Raw genomic sequence first — 19506 nt, forward strand, 5'->3', positions numbered from 1 at the left:
TCAGAAATAATCGATAGTCAGAAAAGCGGTGGCGTTAAATGCACCGTACTTAATCGTTTTACCGGCTTTTGCTTTCGGATCGACCTGAAGAAAAGCCGTAAAACGGATGGTATTCTCGCCGTTTCCGGCAATGGTAATCGCATTGGAAAACTGATTCAGCGGGATCAGCGAAATATTATCAGTCCGGATACCGACAGAAAATCCGCCGGCATCACTGGACGGATCAAGCGCCAGATAGGACGGCATATCCGGGGGCGCGGTACCGGTGAATTTAATTTTGAACCGGTTCATATCGGTAATATCACAGTCAGACAGGATCAGGGAAAAGGATTTGCGCACCTCAATCCCCTCATACAGATCCGGCAGGGAAACATCACTGAAATCCACCAGCAGATCTTTATTCTCCGGTAATAATGTACAGGGATCGTTAAACAGCTCCCCGATCACCCGAAGGTTATCTGCGGCATGACCTGCCGGGATAAAGGCGGCGGAGAGTGCCAGAGCGCTGCTGAATAACAGACTGAAAGCAGAGAACCGGTTCATCAGAAATACTCCATTGTTACTGTACCGGTGCCGCTGAAAGTGCCCGGCGTGACGTTACCGTCCGGGTTTTTAGTCAGCACAATGGTAAATGTCAGATGGCGGTTGTTAACCAGTTGCGCTTTCCCCAAATCCAGTTTTACCCCGGCAAGCTCAACATTAAAGCCCAGATTGTTGCGGTTGGTTTTCAGCAGTTTGTTATTGAACGGCGACCGCGGCCCGTCAACGGTGAGATAATATTTAAAATTCTCAGATTCCTGCTCACAGACAAACGGAATATCCACCTCTCTGCGGATATCAGATTTCTCCAGTGTTTTTATCTGGATACGCTGAAAATCAACCAGGATTTCCTCGTTATTATTTACTTTGCAGGGCGGCGGCGGTACCAGCTTTCCGGAGATCCGGATATCCGCGGAGCTGTGTAATGCCGCAAACGCGTATCCCGGAATACAGGCCAGAAGCAGCATCGTGGTGAAAAATCGCATCACAACTCCTTATTCGTACTCAATATGGATAGTGGCGTTTGCACTGAAATCACCGGCAGGGAGTTTTGCCCCCGGCTTTTTGGCCAGTACGACACGAATGTCCGGCTGAACCGGATACTGAACCGTAATTTTTTCATTCAGCGGCAGTAACCGGTTGTCAGCCTGAAATTTGACAGCCAGATCGCCGGCGCTGGTGGAAAGGTAGCGGCTGTCAACGGAGGATGAGGTACCGCTGATATACATTCTTATCCCCCTGGCGCGGTTGTCCTGACACTCGATCAGGTAATCGAGTTTTTCACTGTAATTGTCGTTATCAATCTCTGTGGTGATAACGTCTTTAAAATCCACCAGAATATTTTTTCCCTGATTTATCTTACAGGGAGCGGCGATAATTTCACCGACGACATATACATCGATATAGGTATAAGAACCGCCGGAGACCATCACCGGCAGGCTCAGTATCGCCGCGCAGCCGGTACGGAAAAGCGTGGTCAGTGTCATCGGCGGTTCCTCCTGTGAATTACTGGCTGTCTGACTGCACGGTGCAGGTGTTACCGGCACAGCTGAATTTCAGCGGTTTGGTATCACCGTAGTCGTTAACATAATAAACAACCGGCGCGTTACCCAGCGCAGGTGCACTGAAAGAGGCGGAGGCTTTCGGTGATACCATCAGCGGCTCAAATTTAATTTCTTTTCCGCCGGTGGCATCCAGGCGGGTGACCGACAGATGGTACGGTGTTGTATTTTCAATGGTGTACTGACCGCCATTCTGAGACAGACGGATACCTTCCGCGCCGGTGATTTTCTCCATCCGCTCCTGAACCTGAATCGCTTTCGGGCGGTAGAACAGTTTTATTTTGGTTTGCAGGGCAATTTGCAGCACGTTGCTTTTCTCTGCGGCCGGCGGAATTTCACGGACATTCAGATAAAAGACGGATTCGCGATCAGCCGGTAACGAGGCGGCTTCCGGGGAGAGCTGCACTTTAATCTGGCTTTTGCTGTTAGGCTCAATCCGCTGAACCGGCGGGGTCACAAACACCGGAGAGGTGACTTTCTGCCCTGCCGTGTTTTCAATCCAGGACTGCGCCAGATACGGTTTGCTGAGATGCTCATTGGTGACCGTCAGCGGTACGGCTTTGTCACCTTCATTATAAATAACACGGGTTCTGTCGAGTGCGATGGCCGCACCGGCAGTCACCGGAATAGCGGCCAGAGTCGTGAGTGCGGCGCAGAATAAAGTGGTCACTTTTCTCATGTTAAAGTTCCTTACGGATTCATTTGTTAATTCTGTAAAATACAAACCGGTACCGCCTGACTTACTGACAAGGCAGCAGCATATTAAACTGAACGTTATTATCCTTTATTTCCGGGATACGAACAGTACATTGTGTCTGTCCGCCCCAGGCCACCTTCAGCGTCTGACCTGACTGTATACCGGTCAGATAAGCCGAGCCGTTATCGGCAACGATACCGATCTCCGCATTTTTGTCATTAATGACAGAAGCACCGAAAGGCGGATGGGTATTATCATTCATGGCAATAATACCCATGATTTTATAGCCTTCGACAACATTAAATTTCCGGTAACCAATTGCTCCGGAGGTCAGCGTCGCCTGCTGAACGGAGGTCAGTGCTTCTGCATTATCCGGCATCGCATCAAGGTCAAGCGATAACTGTCCGCGCGAATAGGCGGTCGCCACCGGGATAACGGCTTTGCCGAACGTATTGGTCCGTACTGCTTTACCGGTGCCGCGCACATTAATATCCGCGGTACCGCTGGTGTCCGCCAGAATACGCGGCGCCATTGTGTTGCCGCTGCGGTGGAATGCCGCACCTTCACCGGTCAGGGTAAAGCCGCCGCGTGACTGGCCGGATACCGTGATCACATTATCCTGAATGTAGGTTCCGCTCAGTGAAAGGTAATTATTTCCCCCCTCATTGGTATAGAAACCCGCCAGGTTTACTCTGCCGTCGCCTTCCCCGGCAGACAGTGAATAGTTACTTGAATTATCAATATCACTATAATAGTTCACGTTGTTACTGCGGGAATTTTTGTTGTAACTGCCGCTGTAACTGAACATGCCTCTGTTGTCATCGAGCGGAACAGACAAACTGGCGTATACGCCGTTATCTTTTGTCGAGTCTGACTCTGTCCGGTAGGCTGACATACTCAGGCTGAGATTCTTTTTCTCTCCCCAGTCAAAGTTGCGGGAAAGGGTCATGCTGTAGTTATTAATGCCCGGTTTATTCCAGAATGTCTGATGACTGTAATTCAGATAGACATTCATACGCAGAGACGGGAACACCTTGTTAAAGATGATGTTATACATCTCTTTGCTGCTGTCAGTATTTCCGCCGCGGTAGCGCAGATCCACAAACTGGTTCATGGTCATATAACCCCGCTCTGAAAAGCGGTAACCGGCGAACGTCAGCTGGCTGTTGATGGCATCGAATTCTTTGGAATAAGTGATGCTGTAAGAGCCGCCGGCGCTATGTTGTTTACCGGAAAAATCACCCGTATTTGCCCGTGAATAAGAGACTTTCGCGGAAAAGACCCCGAACGGTGCGATATCCCGGCCAATCCCGAGAGACACGTTCTGGTAGTCTGTTGCCGCAAGTACCCCGCCGAACAGCGTGGTGTTGTTGCTCATCCCCCGCGAGAAACTGCCTGTACCGAACGCCGGACCCTCAGTTTTGTGATCATCTGAGAGCGGTTTACCCGCCGCCAGTTTAAACAGAAACTGGCCGGGACGGATCAGCATGGAAAGGCGTGATGTTTCAATGGTGAAATGCTGCTCACTGCCATCCTGCTCTTTAACGGTGACATTCAGTGTGCCGTCGCCGATGTAGTTCATATCACGGATACGGAACGGCCCTTTGCTGACCTGTTCCTGATAAATGATACGTTCCCCCTGGCGGATAATCACAGTAGCGTTGGTGCGGGCAACCCCGGCAACTTCCGGAGCATAGCCGCGCAGCAGCGGCGGGAACATATTTTCATCTGTTTCCAGGCTCAGGCCGGTGTAACGGAAGCCTTCGAACAGTTCTGAGGTCAGATACTGTTCACCGAACATCAGGCGTGCGCTGAGATCACGAATTGCCCGGTAAGCGTAAACCTGGTTCCAGCGCCAGCTTTTTGCATGTTTCGCACTGTCACCGCCGGTCGCCTGCCATTCCGCACGTACACGCCATGCGCCGAGATTGACACCGGTATCACCATAGCTGATAACATCCGTTTTGCTGCTTTTATCGTTATCGCTGCCTGACTGGTAATTACTGTGGGTGATGGTGGCATTATAGTCGAATATTATTCCGGCGATGCCGTCGTCCCAGCGTTCAGGCGGGTCCCATGACGGATCACTGTATGCCATGTAGGCCTGGGGTATCTGAATGCTGAGTTTATTATCCGCAATATCACCAACAGTCTGCATCTCTGGTACGGTGCGGATATCAAGACACTGCAGTGTATCCTGCTCTGTCCAGCTGACTTTATCCTGCCATTCATTTTTCATGGCAAGCTGTTTAAATAATTCAGGTGTAATACAAGGGACTGTTATTTCCGGATCATAACCGGGAGTATAAAAAAGAATATTTTCATCACCGGTAATAACATGGTTGTTCAGCTTTATGGCCAGAGGATAAGTGCCCGGCATAACATAATTAGCCCGGCTGAATTTAGAAAAATCAATTTCCTGACTGTCTGCATCCAGGAATGATGTATTAAAATTAACGGCCTCTTCAGCAAATGCGTTATTTATCTGAATAGCTGCAATCACAGAAGCTGTTATTATTTTTATTGTTGTTCTGAGCTTCATGAAATATGCCTGCCACCGCTGACTTTATTATGCAGTGGCGGGCGCAGTCCTTGCAGACCACTGCATATACAAAAAATTATTCAGTAACGATCCTGTTATTGATAAAAAATCTGGAAGTTAACCGGGGTATCGAAATGACCGGTAGTTGCCTGCTCACCGGCAACTACGGACTGGTTACCTTTTACATATGCTGCAAAGTTCAGCGGGGTGATCTGATCTTTGCCGCCGTTCAGGGCGTATTTCTCAGCAGGGAAACGTGAACCCAGCTCGATAGCTTTACCGCCGCTGTCGGTCAGTGCGATACCGGCATTCTGGATTGAACCCAGGCCAACATATTTTGACGTTGCAGTACCGTCTTTCAGTTCAACTGTTGGTGCGGTGAATTGGATCTGTGCCGTTTTATAAGTGCTGGTATCACAGTTTTTCAGTTCGATATTAAATGTTTTGCTATCTGTACGATAAGTACCGGTAGTCAGTTCATTGCGGCTTATTTCACCGAAATCAACCGTCTGATCCAGGAATTTACTGTCGATAGAGCAAGGAACGTTATTAATAAAGCCTTTAAAATGTACAGTACCGAGGCCGCTTTTTACTTCTGGTGGCTGCACAGGATCTTCTGCCATAGCAGTACCTGCAGCAAATATAGATCCCAGAACAACTGAGAGTAATACTTTCTGAAGTTTCATGTTATTTCCTTTATCAGGGATATTTGTCAATATATAAGAATAATTTGTTTTGTTTTAATTATTAAAATAAAAAATCCCGCGAGGCTCAGGCCGGGATTAATTGATAATAATTATAAGCAATATTCGTTGAGTGCCGGAGTATTATCATAATTGTTTATTGGAGTGTCAATTATACGGTGCAGGGGGCTGTTTTTTTATATCGCGATAACATTTAAATTTAAATGTCACTGCGCAGACGGGAAGTGAGATTATATATTGAAGATGAACAAAATTCTTTCATGTAATCGACTAAAAAACAGCGGTTTGTTTGGCATCAAAAACGCATTACCTTTTATGTATATTTGATTAAGTTATATTTACAGTGATAAAGTTCATTTAGTTGGCATGTTGACCTACGTTTAACTACGGCTGGTAATCTTAATATGCTCATATTCGGATATAGTCACTATTTACAAAACGTGTTTGATTTTAATCAAATACAAAAGTGATTAGTTTTAGTGGTTAGTTTTATATTAATAATTAATAACAGGTGGTAGTTGGTTGTTATCAGAAACAGATAATCCAGTTTTATTTACTATTTTTGAGTTTTGTGATGCTGATCATATGTCATACTCACCCTGAGACGACTGTTTTTTCTGTCTCTGGTCATATTGCAGTATACATCACAGTTAAGTAAATTTTACTTATGCGCTATTGGCATTGATATACCGGAATACTCTCATAGTGATGTATTTTTTAAGTAATTATGTGTGAGCGAGAGCAAAATATTTTTGAGACAGAATGACACAGATTCCGTTCAAAAAAATAAAATTACAATGCAGCAACAATTTAGTAATGAAAATCCGCTAATCTGATACCGGTCTGCCGCTTTTTCATGAATTTCCTTCTGTTGCCGGAAAGGCAGCCACCCGGGGTGTGTCAGTGGTGAAACCCATTCTGTATAGCACTGTTTCCCGGATTTCAGCTCAGAGAACCAGAAAAATAGTCAATATTGTGACCTCTGTCGATATTGATGAAATAGTGTGATCTATATCTGATTTATTCATGTTCTCTGCCACAACGGCCATTTTTTCCCGGCAGTCAATTATTTTGTCATAACGGTTATAGGAAGACAGAATAAGATGTTCACAGCCGGTATGATTGAATAAATTCAGTATTAAAACAGGGTTTTCATTATTATATAAAATCATTCTCATTAAAATAATCATGGCGAAGAATTAAAAAAACAAGGTCTGGTTCACATTATTGGTTTATTTGATAATCACTATTTTTATTTTAATAAAAACCAAGCGTACTTATCGAATAATATTTTTTACAAAATTATATCATTTTGTATCTTATTGAAAATAATGATATTTTATATTAATTGGTAACCCGAAATAAGTGTCGGAGACAGGGTTAATTAATAAATATTAATTTATCAATTTATATCATGCCTAAAAGGCATGGCTGAGGAATTTTCGGAATATTGTCAGGAAAACAGTCCCGCGGGTAGTATGAATATGGAAAGGGTACGTTTTTATATAAATACACATGAGTAATTCTCAATAACAATTCCTATAAAGGTAACACTATGGATATATTAAAAGATAGTAAGTTGCTTTTGGTCAGCTTATTTATCATTCTTCTTGCGGAAGCGATAGGGCAAATTAAAATCAGTCTGGTGATGGTTTTTCCGATGCTCTACTCCATGCTGATGGGTGGTATTATCAGCTTTCCGAAATTTAAAATCCTCAACGAAAAGAACATGGCGCATGCGACCTCTATCATGAGTGTGGCACTGGTGATCCTGATCGCCAAGCTGAGTACTTCCGTCGGGGCATCCTGGGAAAAAATCATTCAGGCCGGTGGTGCGCTGGTTCTGCAGGAAGTGGGCCATTTTATCGGTACCATCCTGCTGGGTCTGCCGCTGGCTATCATGTTAGGTATGGGCCGTGAAGCAGTTGGTGCCACCTACTCTGTCGGCCGTGAGCCGAACATCGCTATTATCGAAGCCAAATACGGCTTAAGTTCACCGGAAGGCCGTGGTGTGATGGCAATGTACATCTGCGGTACGCTGTACGGTGCTGTCTGGATGGGTATCCTCGCGAGTGTGATCGCCGGTCTGGATATTCTCAGTCCGCTCGCCCTGGCGATGGGGGCAGGGGTCGGCAGCGGATCTATGCTGGCGGCAGCGGTTGCACCTCTGCTGGAGCTCTACCCTGATCAGGCGGCGGATATCCAGGCGTTCTCGTCTTCCGCGAACCTGATGTCTTCCGTGTTAGGTCTGTACATCTATATCTTCTTCTCCTTACCGTTTGCGTCTTACCTGTACAACAAATTTAAAGGAAAACGCGCAACGGCGACTGCGGATACTAATAAGGATAATTAATCATGAAAAAGATGACAGAAATAGCCGTAATCCTGGTTCTGGTGGTGTTCTTTACCGCACTTGGTGATGCCGTCGGCGGGTCAATGTACGGCCGCGGTGAATTCGGGCAGGTGTTCAGCGATACGCTGCTGGCCATGGCACTGCTGGGCGGAATGTCTTTCGCGGCATACCTGATTGCGATGATCCCGCCGTTAGGCAAACTGCCGGTAATCTTCTGGGTTTCCCTGATTGCTGCCGGTCTGTGTTCACCGCTGTTCCCGTATGACAAAGAAATGATTGCTATGACCGGTAAAGTCTCTATCGCGGTTATCAGTACCACCGTACTGGCTTTCGCGGGTCTTTCACTGGGTAAAGATATCGATAAATTCAAAGCGATTTCATGGCGCATTATCCCGGTCTCACTGGCCGTGTTCTCAGGGACATTCTTATTTGCCGCACTTATCGGCCAACTGACGCTCTCATGGAGTGGCGTTATCTGATCAGAGGGGAATATTCAGCATGACAATGACCAAAGAGCAACTGAAAGCCAAAGTCTGCGAAGCGATTGCCGCCCGCAAAGGTGACATTAAAAAACTGGCAGAGAATATCTGGGCAGAGCCTGAGCTGGGTTATAAAGAAACCCGCACAGCGAAGAAAGTCGAAGCAGCCTTTGATGCACTGGGCGTCAGCTACCGTAATCAGCTGGCTCTCACCGGTATCAAGGCCCGCCTGAAAGGCGGAAAAGGCAGTAAACGCAGTATCGCGGTGATCGGTGAGCTGGATGCCATTATCTGTGCTGAACACCCTGACGCGGATGACCAGACCGGCGCGGCTCACTGCTGCGGTCACAATGCGCAGATCGCCAATATGATGGCGGTCACTATGGGGCTGATTGATTCCGGGGCAATGGACTATCTGGCGGGGGACGTCGTGCCCTTCGCCGTTCCGGCTGAGGAATATGTGGAACTGGCCTATCGTAACAAGCTGATCGAACAGGGTAAAATCAGTTATATCGGCGGTAAGCCGGAGCTGATTTCCCTCGGTGAGTTTGATGATGTCGATATGGCACTGCAAATCCACCTGACCAGCGTTAAACCTGAGCGTGATAACGGGTTTATTGAAATCTCCACCACCACCAACGGCTTTATCGGCAAGCTGATTAATTATAAAGGCAAACCGGCACATGCTGCGGCGGCACCGCATATGGGGGTTAACGCCCTGAACGCGGCAATGATGGGGATCATGGGTGTGAATGCTATCCGTGAAACCTTTCAGGAGAAAGATTATATCCGTTTCCACCCGATCATCACCCAGGGCGGTGATCTGGTCAACGTGACCCCGAGTGATGTGCGCATGGAAAGTTATGTCCGTGCCTCAAACGTACCGGCCATGATTGATGCCAACGAGCGCATTACCCGTGCACTGATGGCGGGCGCCATGTCTGTCGGTGCCGAAGTGGAAGTGAAAGATTTACCGGGCTATCTGCCGCTGTATAACAACGCGGTGCTGAATGATCTGTTACAGCAGAATGCGGAAGGTCTGATTGGTGATGAAAATGTCTGGGTTGCCGAGCATATGACCGGCAGCACTGATACCGGGGATCTGTCCCACATCATGCCGGTCAGTCATCCGTGGATTGGTTCAGTACGCGGCGGGCTGCACGGCAAAGATTATGTCGTTTTTGATGACGATATGGCCTATATCCGCCCGGCTCAGATGATGGCAATGACGATTATTGATTTGCTGTTTGATGATGCAGCCGGTGCAGAAGATTTGCTGGCACAGTATAAGCCGCTGATGAGTAAAGAAGAGTACCTCTCGTTTATCAGTTCTTTTAAGAACTGATCATCCCCCTGAAGGCCCGGAAACGGGCCTTTTTTTATCTCTTTCGCTTTCAGAATGACGGCAAAGATCTTTCCTGTTGCTGATGATAAAATAACCGCTGCATAACGTGATGCAGAGATTATTCAGGGACAGAATGACAACTTTATCATTTCCGTTATTAATCTGTCAGTCACAGCGCCGCAGGGATGATTACCGTCCGGATGATATGCGCTGCGGTGATTTTGACTTACTTCAGCTCCGTGATCTGTTGCGGCTGCATGATGTCTCCTCACAGGTCGACCCCTGGACCATGCAGAAAGCGGAAGCAGCGTCAGGCAGTCATCCTCAGCTGATGGGGCGAGATTACACGCCGCAGGTTTTTAACCTCGGGGCGAAAGCAGTAAGCCGGATATTGTTTGATGAAATGCGGCAGCTATCCTCACAGTTTTCCTGGGCCGGTGGTTATCCGGGCGTGCTGAAAAAGCTGATTACACATATGCAGAATGCGGATGGCCGGCCGTATCGTGACCGCGCACTGGATTATGCATTCCGGGATAATATCCTGGATCAGGATGCGCTCAATCCGTTACAGGGGGCGGTGAAAAAAATCATTACTGCACAGATTGACTGGCAGGCGGGGAAACTCCGTGAAGATGCTGATTTGGCGGACAGTCTCCGGGAAGGGCTGAATAAAACGCTGTTTCCGGCTTATAACCGCTGGCAGGATCTGAAAAAGCGCACGCCGGTGACATTCAATGATACCTGGGCGACAGAAGTCACCCTTGATTTCCTTCACATTAAAAATAATCACTTCACCGCACAACTGAGTTATCAGCTTCAGGGGCATTTTGGTCTGAGTACCGCGGACATGAAACGCTTCCGTGACAGCTCCCGTTTTTTCCGGATCTGGTATGTGCTGCAGCGCTATAAGAAATTCGCGTTTAAACCATTTGTTATCAATATCAAAGCCACCACGGAAATCAAAGGAAAAGCGCCGGGCAGCGGGACAGAAAATAAAGAAAACTAAAAAAGACCCGCAGAGGGTCTTTTTAGCGGATATCACCACTGTTATTTCAGCGGCATAATATATTCGATAGCACCGGATTTATTTGCCACCCAGTCATACAGACGCTGACCACGGGTATTGTCTTTGTGGGTGTGCCAGTAGAGGCGGCCGCACGGACGGGCCAGCGCCTGCTGCTGCACAAACTCAATCAGCTGTTTTCCGATATGCTGGCCGCGCAGCGACGGATCCACGTACAGATCTTCCAGGTAACAGAACTCTTTTTCTGCCCAGGTTGAACGATGATAAAGATAATGCACAAACCCGGCGACTTTACCGTCCAGCCGTGCCACGGCGCAAAATACCGGTTCTTTTTCATCAAAGAAACGTGACCAGCTGGTCAGGGTGACGTCTTCCGGAAAGCTGACCTTATAAAATTCCTGATAAGCCAGCCAGTGCGGCAGCCAGCCCGCATAATCATTCTGTGTGGCAGGCGCCACTGTCACCAGATCCAAAGCGGATGATGTCATTGTATTATTCATGGTGTTTCCCTCATTATTCTGCATTCTGCTGTTGTGAAGAAAACGCGCGTTTTCCGTGATGTGAAGAGTACGTGTTATTTTGGTTCTTTATAAGATACACTTTTTGTATTTTTAACAGATCCACTTTTCAGGCAGATCACAATGCGAAAATCCGGCGCGGCAGCCTTCCCCGAATTACTGACCGGTAACGGGATCATCAAAGATCAGGTGTATCACGCTCTGCGTGAGGCGATCCTCAGCGGCCGCCTGCATGCGGGCAGCAAAGTGCCGTCCGGGCGCGCACTGGCGGAGATGATGGGGATCTCCCGTAACTCGGTGATTGCCGGGTTTGAGCGGTTGCAGGATGAGGGGTATCTCATTACCCGGCGCGGTGCGGGCACATTTGTGGCGGATAATCTGCCGGATCACGCTATCAGCGGGCCGGTATCTTCCCCGGCGGATACGGCCGGAGAGCAGGTAACCGCGAATATCAGCCCGCTGACAGAAGAACTGCGGTCACAGCGTATTGTATCCGGTGCGCCGTCTGATGCGCTGTTTATGGTCGGCACCGGATGTGTGGATCTGTTTCCGCATGATGTCTGGGGACGGCTGCTCGGCCGTGTCTGGCGTCAGTCCCGTTATGCGCTGCACGCGCACAGTGAGCCGCACGGCTATCCGCCGCTGCGCCGGGCAATCTGTCATTATGTCCGGGCCACCCGGGGATTGCAGTGCGATGAAGATCAGATCCTGATTGTGAACGGCACCCAGCAGGCGATTAATCTGACAGTACAGACACTGTTACAGCCCGGGGATGAAGTCTGGCTCGATGACCCCGGTTATGACGGCGCGCGCGGCGCATTTTTATCACAGCGGCTGAGCGTACGCCCGGTCCGGACGGATGAAGAGGGTATGGATGTGTATGACGGCCTGCGCCGCTGGCCGGATGCAAAACTGGTTTTTACTGCACCGTCGCATCAGTTTCCGTCGGGCGGCACACTCAGTCTGGCCCGGCGCTCGGCGCTGCTGTCGTGGGCGGCAAAGCACCATGTCTGGGTCCTGGAGGATGATTATAACGGCGAATTCCGTTATGCCGATCGCCCGCTTCAGGCATTGCAGGGGCTGGACAGGCATCAGCGGGTCATTTATGCGGGCACCTTCTCCAAAATGCTCTATCCCGCTTTCCGGCTGGGATTTCTGGTGGTGCCGAAAGCTCTGATCCCGGCGTTTGAGGTGACAAAATACTATGCGGATACCGGCTGCGGTTATCTGGAACAGGCCACGCTGGCCCGGTTTATTAATGAAGGACATTATGCACGCCATGTCCGCCGGGTGCGCAAAGCCTGTTATGAACGGCGGCAGGCTGTGACGGATGCGATCAATTACTATCTTCCCGCTCTGCTGGATATTGTGCCGAGTGATTCGGGTATTCACCTGTTGTGCCGGATGAAAAACGGTATTCCGGCACAAACGGTGATTCAGGCCGGGCGTCAGTGCGCTATGGGGATGCAGCCGTTATCGCGTTACTGCCGCCCGGATGCACAGCAGGAGGGGGTTCTGTTCGGATTTGCCGCTTATCCGGCAGAGAAACTCACTGACGGCATCCGCCGCCTGGCTGAAATGCTGCGGGCACAGGGCGTGGTGACAGTTTAGAACAGATTCAGCATCATCATCACGGCGCTGAACAGGATCAGAATCAGAGTGGCGTACTGAAAAGCACGATCCGGCATGCGGGTAAGCAGTATTTTGGTCAGCGGCATGCTGAGCAGTGATCCGGCAAACAGCCACAACGCCAGGCGGACATCGGTATGCCCGTCCTGCATATAAGCAATAGCAGAAGAGGCGGAGAGCAGGGTGGTAACAAAAATCGAGGTGCCGATCGCCTGACGGATATCCATCTTCGCATAGCGCAGCAGCATCGGCAGAACCACAATGCCGCCGCCGACACCGGTTGCCCCCAGCACCACACCGGCGGTGATCCCCGGCAGCAGCAACTCCCGCACTGACATGGGTGTTTCAGCCGTATCCGCCGGTAACGGCGGCGGGAAAAACATCCGCTGAATAAACAGCCACAATGAAAACAGAATGGCGGCCACCACCAGCAGATTAATACTTTTTTCTGTCAGAGCCTGCCAGGCCGGCACCGAGGCAAGCCATGTCACCAGCAGGCTGGCACCGAAAGTGGCGGGCAGCATAATTCCCAGCACAATCATGGCACGCCGGAGCGGAATATTACCGAGCTTATAGTGCAGCCAGGAAGAGGTGATTTTCATCAGCCCGGAGAGAAGATTGGCGGTGGCGACAGCCATCAGGGCATTCATTCCGTAGAGATACGTGAGGATTGGCAGCACTATCACCCCGCCGCCGACACCGGTGGTGCTGATAATCAGCCCGGTTACGGCACCCGTGATCAGTGTGGTGATAATCGCCATTGTTTTTTTCCCTGAGCCGGAACAAACAGGGGAGTTATCATACCGTATGGCGGGCGGATTAATACACTTAAGGATAATTCCGGTCAGGATTTTTCATTTTTTGCGCTATGATCCCCGTGTATTTCCGGTGATTAACTAAAGGATGAGTCATGAAAAGGGGTGTTTTTTTATCTGTAATAATTGCATTGCTGGCCGGATGTAAGGAAACCCCGCCGGCGTCACCGGACGGTTATTATGTGATTGATGCTATTACTGTCACTTATGATAACCCTAAGGATAATGCACCAGAAAACAGTGATCCGGATAAAAATGTCAAAGCCGCTATCCGCGGTACCATGGTCAGCCTGAAAGACACGACATTCTTTTATTTTGAGCCGGACCGCGTCATTGTGGATAACAGCGGCAACCGTTTTGACAGTGAAATCCGCGGTAATACCTTTGATCTGAACGATATACAGACGACCTGGACATCGCCCGATAACGGACAAACCGTTTATCTGACCACAGAAAAAGAAGGGGCGTGCGGATTTTTTAACTGCGAAATGAAAATGACGCTTTCCCGTGCCGATCACACATCAGAAAAACTGGCAGGTATGAAAGCGGTATCTGACGCCAGAGCATCTTCTTATGAAGCGTATCTGGAGACACAGCGCCAATATTACAAACAACACGGTTTTCAGCCGGTTTCCGGTGACCCCGTCAGAATGACAAAAAATATCTCAGTGACCCTGCCGGAAACGATGGTCGTTAATCTGAAAAAGCAGGAAGACGGCGACTATGTCCGGGATATCGGCGGCATTCATATTGAAAGTGATGATGATAATACGGAGATTTACCGCTTCCGCGATCCGCTCAGTGACGCGGAAGGACGCATCCTCCTGGTAAAAATGCCGAAATACCGCTGGCGGTTTGATGAATGGCTGAATCAGCAGAAAGGTATTGTCTATCAGGAAGAAAACGGGGCGATTTATTACAACCGGTGGGGTAAACCGGAATGTACCTATTTCCGTTATGATCACAATGAACGGCGCTATGTGATTATTGTTGCGGAAACGGCCGAGCAGACGATGATGCGACGAATGTACAGTATTGCGCGATCTGCCGGCAAAAATCCGCCATCGGAAGTGAAAAGCAGTCAGTAAATAAAAAAATGCCCGGCACAGCCGGGCATTTTCATAATGAGAAATTATGATTCTTTGGTGCTGATATAGATGTTTTTCACTTCGGTATACGCATCCAGCATCATTTTATGGGTTTCCCGTCCCAGCCCGGAGTTTTTATACCCCCCGAACGGGGCATGCGCAGGCAGCTCATGGTAGGTATTGACCCACATCCGGCCGGTTCTGACCGCTTTCGCCACACGCAGTGCACGGTTGATATCCTGTGTCCAGACCGCACCACCCAGCCCGTATTCGGAATCATTTGCCATCGCGACAACTTCATCCTCATCACTGAACGGGATCACCACCAGGACCGGCCCGAAAATTTCTTCGCGGGCAACCCGCATCTGGTTGGTGACATTGGTGATGATGGTCGGCTTCATAAAGAATCCGGCATCCAGTCCGTCACTGGTCAGACGCTCACCGCCGGTCAGGATGGTGGCACCCTCTTTTTTCGCCAGTTCCACATAGCTGAGGATGGTATCGAGCTGTCCCTGACTGACCTGGCTTCCCATCTGCGTATCTTTCGCCATCGGATCACCGACTTTGACAGATTCAAAACGGGCTTTCAGTTTCTTCAGGAATTCATCATGGATATCTTTATGCAGGAACAGGCGTGAACCGGATTCACAAGCCTGACCCTGGTTCATCAGAATCGCGATCGCTGCATATTTGACCGCTTTTTCCATATTGGCATCCGGGAACACGATATTGGCGGATTTACCGCCCAGTTCCAGTGTTGCCGGGATCAGTTTTTTTGCCGCCGCTTCGGCAACGGTATAACCGACGCTGGTGGAGCCGGTGAACGCCACTTTATCCACATCCGGATGGTCAAGAATCGCCTGGCCGACCACGGAACCGCGACCGGTAACAATATTAATGACACCGGCAGGCAGCACATCATTCATGATACGGCCCAGTTCCAGCAGGGTCAGCGGCGTCAGGCTGGCCGGGTTGATCACCACGGTATCGCCGGCTGCAATGACCGGAGCCAGTTTCCAGGCGGCCATCAGCAGCGGGAAGTTCCACGGAATAATCTGGCCGACAACGCCGATAGGCTCGCGGATCACCAGACTCAGGGTGTTTTCATCCAGCACATCGGCCTGGTCGGAATGGGCGCGGATAGCCCCTGCAAAATAGCGGAAATGGTCGATGGCAGCCGGTAAATCGATAGAAATGGCTTCATTGTAAGGCTTGCCGTTATCGAGGGATTCCAGTGTGGCGAAGCGCTCTTTTTCCGCTTCCAGGCGATCGGCAATTTTCAGTAACAGTTGCTGACGTTCAGCGGGGGAGGTGTGGCGCCAGGTTTCAAAGGTTTTTTTGGCGGCGGCCACTGCGGTATTCACATCCTGCGCTGTACCGGCCGGGTAATCCGCTAATAATTCACCGGTGGCAGGGTTAAATGTCTGGCTTTTGGCGTGATCGCTGCTTTCGGTCCACTGACCGTTAATCAGCATTTTGTAGGATGGCTGAGGACGCAGTGCCTGTTCTATATCTTTCAACTTAATCATTATCTTCTCCGTTCTGTCCGGGTGACTGATGAGTGCCGGGACGGCCTCATCGGTACAACAAGGCATAAATACCCTGAAGCGTAGCTGACAAGTATTTATTAACGTCCTTAAACATTACCATATCAACCTGTTAACGTGGCAATGAATTTGGCTATAACTGCAAAAGGCAGCATTAATTACCAAATTTATTTTTTTCCATGTTAAATGAAGTTATAGTATACAGTAATCATATTTGATTACATTTGATGCGGGCGATAAACTGAAAAGAAAACATTGGGATGAAGGATGGAGGCAACCATATAATTATTGTGCATGTCTTTCAGAAAAAAACGCAGAAAACACCAAAGCAGGTGTCAGAGTTAGCAAATGAGAGAATGAAGGAAGTGATAAGGAGGCTGAAATGAATCGTAATGATGACTATGATTTAGTCCCTTTCGAAGAGCTGAAGAATAAATTACTTAAAGATCCTGAAGTCACTGATGCACTGGATGAAATTCAGGCACGAAAAGTATTGCTGGATACATTAAAAGCCGCAAGAAAAGCCCGGAAAATTACCCAGGCTGAAGTGGCTGAAAAAATGGCGACGCAAAAACAGAATATTTCCCGCCTGGAAAAAGGGGATTATGATCCGCAACTGGGAACATTGATTCGTTATGCAGATGCCATTGGCGGCCGGTTGTATTTTGATTTTCTTCCCGTGATTTCAGAGCCTGCCTGATAATACCGGCGTTATTCTGCTGTTATGCCGCCAGCAAAAGACGTCCGGCAAACAGCAGCAGAACGGCACCGATTACATTATCGAACAACCGGCTGTGTGCGAGGAAACGTTCGCGGATACGCTGGTGTGAAAACAGCACGGAGACGGCCATAAACCAGGCCGCATTCACACCGCACATCCACACGCCGTAGAATAATTTTACAGATACCGGGGTGGATGGGCTGACCAGTGTTGTGAATATCGCCAGGAAAAAGAGCATGGCTTTCGGGTTAGTGGCGTTGGTCAGAAATCCCATCCAAAATGCCTTTCCGGCTGTTTGTGCCGGGCCGGGGTTATCCGGTGTGATCGCAGTTGTCACCCCTTTGCTGCGCAGAAACTGAATGCCCAGCCAGATAAGATAGGCCGCACCAATATATTTTGCCGTATCCATCAGCCATGGTGTGGCCTGCATCAGCGCTGTCACGCCAATCAGTGTGTACACCACATGAACAGAAATCCCGGCACCGATACCGAGTGCTGTCATCAGCCCGGCTTTGCGCCCGTGATAAATGCTCTGGCGCAGGGTCACGGCAAAGTCAGGTCCGGGAGAAACAACAATGAAAAAATGGACGAGCGCAAGCGCCAGAAATTCACTCTGGTTAAACAGGTTCATCATAACCTCATCAGGTCAGCAGGGGCGGCGGGTATACCGCCGCAGAGAGACAGACTCCGTCAGATGACGTCGTACTGAACGGACAGAATGCCCTTTTTGGTTTTCAGGGATTTCAGCACCAGTGTGCCGATTTCACCGAGTGACTGCACATGCGTGCCGCCGCAGGGATAAGGTTCAAAACCCGCAAACCGGATCTGAAACATGCCATCGTCATCCTGATAGTGATAACAGGGATGATCGGCATCGATCAGCGCCTGACAGTAACGGCGGACATCTTCCGGCTCAATAATCACCGGTGAGCCCGCAGGGATATACTGTATCCGCCCTTCATCCGGCCAGTGATGTCCTTTGGTCGGTTTCCAGCCGAACGTTTCCATGACATGAGAGAGCAGGTGCCCGCCGGTATGCAGCCGTGAGTGCAGCTGACGTTTTTCCGCATCAACCTGCATCAGCACGTCGCCGGGGGCAACCGGGATATCGGTGTAGTGAATGATACCTTCCGGCATAAATGCCGTGTGAATAACGGTGGCGTCACCGAGTGTGCCGGTATCTCCGGGCTGGCCGCCGCCCTGCGGGTGAAACAGGGTTTTATCCAGGATAACCGCATAGCGTCCGTCTTCTGCCGGACGACATTCCAGGACAGTGGCGGTGCCCTGTAAGGCGCGGCTGGTCAGGTAGCATTTTTCTGTCATGGTGATGTGTGCCTCATTATTATTGTGCCGGGTTGTCTGTCATTGTATTGCAGGCACTGTCATATGATAATACGGCAAAAATGCAAAGGATTTATTCCCTGTGATCACAAATGAAACCCTCGCATTACTCGAAGAAATGGCGGTATTTGCCAAGGTGGTGGAAACCGGCAGTTTCTCGGAGGCAGCCCGGCAACTGGGTGCGACTCCTTCCGCGATCAGCCGTGCGGTTTCCCGGCTGGAGCGCGCGCTGAATACCCGTTTATTGCAGCGTACGACCCGCAAACTGCGGCTGAATGAGAGCGGCAAGGCGGTATATCAGCATTGTCAGGCGCTGGTGAACTCCGCGGGCGCCGTGATGAGTGCCAGCGGGCAGTTCAGCGAAACACCTTCCGGGCTGGTGCGGCTGGGGGCACCGAAAGCACTGGGGTATTTTATGGTGCATCCTCTTATCAATGAATTTCTCGCAATGCATTCCGGTGTGAATGTAATGCTGCGCCTGGAAGATCGCTATATGGATCTGATCGATGAGGAGATCGATCTCGCTATCCGTATTACCAATGAACCGCCGCCCGGGCTTATCGGCAAACGTCTGTTTACGGTCAGTCATATTTTATGTGCCACACCGCAGTATCTGGCAGAGCACGGTACGCCGTCCCATCCGCAGGAACTGAAAGAGCACAGCTGTTTGTTCCTCAGTGAGGAAGCCGCGGATACCCGCTGGCGTTTTCAGCAGGGAAATAAAGTGGTGTCTGTGAATGTGCACGGACGTTATTCATCAAACCACAGCGGCGTGCGGCTCGGCGGGGTGAAATCGCATCTCGGGATCGGCGGACTGCCGGTGTTTACGGCGCGTAAATCGCTGGAAAGCGGGGAGATTGTGCAGGTTCTGCCTGACTGGACCTTTAAAACCCGTTACAGCGGGGATGCCTGGCTGCTGTATCCGCCGTCGCGTTATCAGCCGCCGCATATGATGGTGTTTATTGATTATCTGGTGAAAAAACTGCGGACATAAAAAAAGCGCCTTCAAAGGCGCTTTTTTTTGTATCTGTCTGATAAATCAGAATGCTTTGCTGTATTTTGCAATGATAGCAGCAGCACGGCTCAGATTAGAGAAGAAAGT

At 49.6% G+C, this 19506-nt stretch carries 20 protein-coding genes; 9 read left to right on the plus strand and 11 right to left on the minus strand.

The window, feature by feature from the left end:
* The 6 genes from R5268_RS13715 to R5268_RS13740 form a co-directional block, all read right to left on the minus strand.
* The gene (locus tag R5268_RS13715; RefSeq protein ID WP_220457072.1) at positions 1-543 is read right to left on the minus strand and encodes a fimbrial protein; all 543 of its coding nucleotides are present in this window, start codon (positions 541-543) and stop codon (positions 1-3) included.
* Complete coding sequence (locus R5268_RS13720; RefSeq protein WP_123567832.1) at positions 543-1025, minus strand: fimbrial protein; 483 nt, start codon at positions 1023-1025, stop codon at positions 543-545. Before R5268_RS13720 ends, R5268_RS13715 begins: the two co-directional genes overlap by 1 nt.
* 9 nt (positions 1026-1034) lie before the next feature.
* Complete coding sequence (locus R5268_RS13725; RefSeq protein WP_182106007.1) at positions 1035-1526, minus strand: fimbrial protein; 492 nt, start codon at positions 1524-1526, stop codon at positions 1035-1037.
* Between the two features lie 19 nt (positions 1527-1545).
* Positions 1546-2280, minus strand: coding sequence for a molecular chaperone (locus tag R5268_RS13730; protein WP_052927948.1), 735 nt, complete (start codon positions 2278-2280; stop codon positions 1546-1548).
* A 61-nt stretch (positions 2281-2341) separates the two neighbouring features.
* A complete protein-coding gene (locus R5268_RS13735) occupies positions 2342-4840 on the minus strand; it encodes a fimbria/pilus outer membrane usher protein (protein WP_317419482.1) in 2499 nt (832 codons plus the stop codon).
* Positions 4841-4935: 95 nt separating this feature from the next.
* The gene (locus R5268_RS13740) at positions 4936-5463 is read right to left on the minus strand and encodes a fimbrial protein (protein WP_247719123.1); all 528 of its coding nucleotides are present in this window, start codon (positions 5461-5463) and stop codon (positions 4936-4938) included.
* A 1636-nt stretch (positions 5464-7099) separates the two neighbouring features.
* Here R5268_RS13740 and R5268_RS13745 point away from each other — a divergent pair.
* The 4 genes from R5268_RS13745 to R5268_RS13760 all read left to right on the plus strand — a co-directional run bounded on the left by R5268_RS13745 (position 7100) and on the right by R5268_RS13760 (position 10727).
* The gene (locus tag R5268_RS13745; protein WP_046894337.1) at positions 7100-7897 is read left to right on the plus strand and encodes a DUF3100 domain-containing protein; all 798 of its coding nucleotides are present in this window, start codon (positions 7100-7102) and stop codon (positions 7895-7897) included.
* A gap of 2 nt (positions 7898-7899) precedes the next feature.
* The gene (locus tag R5268_RS13750; protein ID WP_046894338.1) at positions 7900-8376 is read left to right on the plus strand and encodes a hypothetical protein; all 477 of its coding nucleotides are present in this window, start codon (positions 7900-7902) and stop codon (positions 8374-8376) included.
* A gap of 19 nt (positions 8377-8395) precedes the next feature.
* Complete coding sequence (locus tag R5268_RS13755) at positions 8396-9721, plus strand: amidohydrolase (RefSeq protein WP_317419481.1); 1326 nt, start codon at positions 8396-8398, stop codon at positions 9719-9721.
* A 133-nt stretch (positions 9722-9854) separates the two neighbouring features.
* Positions 9855-10727 carry a DUF3289 family protein gene (locus tag R5268_RS13760; RefSeq protein WP_317419480.1) on the plus strand — a complete coding sequence of 291 codons (873 nt, stop codon included), beginning with the start codon at positions 9855-9857 and terminating at the stop codon, positions 10725-10727.
* Between the two features lie 41 nt (positions 10728-10768).
* Here R5268_RS13760 and R5268_RS13765 read toward each other — a convergent pair whose 3' ends face one another.
* Complete coding sequence (locus R5268_RS13765; RefSeq protein WP_370528735.1) at positions 10769-11245, minus strand: GNAT family N-acetyltransferase; 477 nt, start codon at positions 11243-11245, stop codon at positions 10769-10771.
* A gap of 141 nt (positions 11246-11386) precedes the next feature.
* Here R5268_RS13765 and R5268_RS13770 point away from each other — a divergent pair, with 141 nt between their 5' ends.
* Positions 11387-12874, plus strand: a complete 1488-nt coding sequence (locus R5268_RS13770; protein ID WP_317419479.1) for a PLP-dependent aminotransferase family protein — start codon at positions 11387-11389, stop codon at positions 12872-12874.
* On the opposite strand, the gene R5268_RS13775 is transcribed toward R5268_RS13770, so the two are convergent.
* On the minus strand, positions 12871-13653 hold the full coding sequence (locus R5268_RS13775) for a sulfite exporter TauE/SafE family protein (protein WP_107680613.1): 783 nt from the start codon (positions 13651-13653) through the stop codon (positions 12871-12873). The two genes, R5268_RS13770 and R5268_RS13775, sit on opposite strands and share 4 nt — an antisense overlap.
* A gap of 149 nt (positions 13654-13802) precedes the next feature.
* Here R5268_RS13775 and R5268_RS13780 point away from each other — a divergent pair, with 149 nt between their 5' ends.
* Complete coding sequence (locus R5268_RS13780; protein WP_317419478.1) at positions 13803-14795, plus strand: hypothetical protein; 993 nt, start codon at positions 13803-13805, stop codon at positions 14793-14795.
* A 44-nt stretch (positions 14796-14839) separates the two neighbouring features.
* Here the strand turns inward: R5268_RS13780 and R5268_RS13785 are convergent, their stop codons facing one another.
* Positions 14840-16324, minus strand: a complete 1485-nt coding sequence (locus R5268_RS13785; RefSeq protein ID WP_046894344.1) for an aldehyde dehydrogenase family protein — start codon at positions 16322-16324, stop codon at positions 14840-14842.
* Positions 16325-16602: 278 nt separating this feature from the next.
* Between R5268_RS13785 and R5268_RS13790 the strand changes: the two genes are divergently transcribed.
* Positions 16603-16728: a type II toxin-antitoxin system RelE/ParE family toxin gene (locus R5268_RS13790; protein ID WP_317419477.1), complete on the plus strand. Its 126-nt coding sequence runs from the start codon at positions 16603-16605 to the stop codon at positions 16726-16728.
* Positions 16725-17042, plus strand: coding sequence for a helix-turn-helix domain-containing protein (locus tag R5268_RS13795; RefSeq protein ID WP_166708694.1), 318 nt, complete (start codon positions 16725-16727; stop codon positions 17040-17042). The genes R5268_RS13790 and R5268_RS13795 overlap by 4 nt, the downstream gene beginning before the upstream one ends.
* 22 nt (positions 17043-17064) lie before the next feature.
* On the opposite strand, the gene R5268_RS13800 is transcribed toward R5268_RS13795, so the two are convergent.
* Both R5268_RS13800 and R5268_RS13805 read right to left on the minus strand, forming a co-directional pair.
* Positions 17065-17694, minus strand: a complete 630-nt coding sequence (locus tag R5268_RS13800) for a LysE family translocator (protein ID WP_410795837.1) — start codon at positions 17692-17694, stop codon at positions 17065-17067.
* Positions 17695-17753: 59 nt separating this feature from the next.
* A complete protein-coding gene (locus R5268_RS13805; RefSeq protein ID WP_182106024.1) occupies positions 17754-18386 on the minus strand; it encodes a metal-dependent hydrolase in 633 nt (210 codons plus the stop codon).
* A 100-nt stretch (positions 18387-18486) separates the two neighbouring features.
* On the opposite strand from R5268_RS13805, the gene R5268_RS13810 reads away from it, so the two are divergent.
* Entirely contained in the window at positions 18487-19398 is a 912-nt protein-coding gene (locus tag R5268_RS13810) for a LysR family transcriptional regulator (RefSeq protein WP_107680617.1), read from the plus strand.
* The last annotated feature ends 108 nt before the right edge of the window (positions 19399-19506 follow it).

The organism is Morganella sp. BCCO 40_0007, from assembly GCF_032989665.1.
Lineage (GTDB): Bacteria > Pseudomonadota > Gammaproteobacteria > Enterobacterales > Enterobacteriaceae > Morganella > Morganella sibonii.

Excerpts from the sequence above, each read along its gene's own strand:
- R5268_RS13715 (WP_220457072.1), bottom strand. The coding sequence starts at position 543 with ATGAACCGGTTCTCTGCTTTCAGTCTGTTATTCAGCAGCGCTCTGGCA.
- R5268_RS13720 (WP_123567832.1), bottom strand. The coding sequence starts at position 1,025 with ATGCGATTTTTCACCACGATGCTGCTTCTGGCCTGTATTCCGGGATAC.
- R5268_RS13725 (WP_182106007.1), bottom strand. The coding sequence starts at position 1,526 with ATGACACTGACCACGCTTTTCCGTACCGGCTGCGCGGCGATACTGAGC.
- R5268_RS13730 (WP_052927948.1), bottom strand. The coding sequence starts at position 2,280 with ATGAGAAAAGTGACCACTTTATTCTGCGCCGCACTCACGACTCTGGCC.
- R5268_RS13735 (WP_317419482.1), bottom strand. The coding sequence starts at position 4,840 with ATGAAGCTCAGAACAACAATAAAAATAATAACAGCTTCTGTGATTGCA.
- R5268_RS13740 (WP_247719123.1), bottom strand. The coding sequence starts at position 5,463 with ATGGCAGAAGATCCTGTGCAGCCACCAGAAGTAAAAAGCGGCCTCGGT.
- R5268_RS13745 (WP_046894337.1), top strand. The coding sequence starts at position 7,100 with ATGGATATATTAAAAGATAGTAAGTTGCTTTTGGTCAGCTTATTTATC.
- R5268_RS13750 (WP_046894338.1), top strand. The coding sequence starts at position 7,900 with ATGAAAAAGATGACAGAAATAGCCGTAATCCTGGTTCTGGTGGTGTTC.
- R5268_RS13755 (WP_317419481.1), top strand. The coding sequence starts at position 8,396 with ATGACAATGACCAAAGAGCAACTGAAAGCCAAAGTCTGCGAAGCGATT.
- R5268_RS13760 (WP_317419480.1), top strand. The coding sequence starts at position 9,855 with ATGACAACTTTATCATTTCCGTTATTAATCTGTCAGTCACAGCGCCGC.
- R5268_RS13765 (WP_370528735.1), bottom strand. The coding sequence starts at position 11,245 with ATGAATAATACAATGACATCATCCGCTTTGGATCTGGTGACAGTGGCG.
- R5268_RS13770 (WP_317419479.1), top strand. The coding sequence starts at position 11,387 with ATGCGAAAATCCGGCGCGGCAGCCTTCCCCGAATTACTGACCGGTAAC.
- R5268_RS13775 (WP_107680613.1), bottom strand. The coding sequence starts at position 13,653 with ATGGCGATTATCACCACACTGATCACGGGTGCCGTAACCGGGCTGATT.
- R5268_RS13780 (WP_317419478.1), top strand. The coding sequence starts at position 13,803 with ATGAAAAGGGGTGTTTTTTTATCTGTAATAATTGCATTGCTGGCCGGA.
- R5268_RS13785 (WP_046894344.1), bottom strand. The coding sequence starts at position 16,324 with ATGATTAAGTTGAAAGATATAGAACAGGCACTGCGTCCTCAGCCATCC.
- R5268_RS13790 (WP_317419477.1), top strand. The coding sequence starts at position 16,603 with ATGAAGGATGGAGGCAACCATATAATTATTGTGCATGTCTTTCAGAAA.
- R5268_RS13795 (WP_166708694.1), top strand. The coding sequence starts at position 16,725 with ATGAATCGTAATGATGACTATGATTTAGTCCCTTTCGAAGAGCTGAAG.
- R5268_RS13800 (WP_410795837.1), bottom strand. The coding sequence starts at position 17,694 with ATGAACCTGTTTAACCAGAGTGAATTTCTGGCGCTTGCGCTCGTCCAT.
- R5268_RS13805 (WP_182106024.1), bottom strand. The coding sequence starts at position 18,386 with ATGACAGAAAAATGCTACCTGACCAGCCGCGCCTTACAGGGCACCGCC.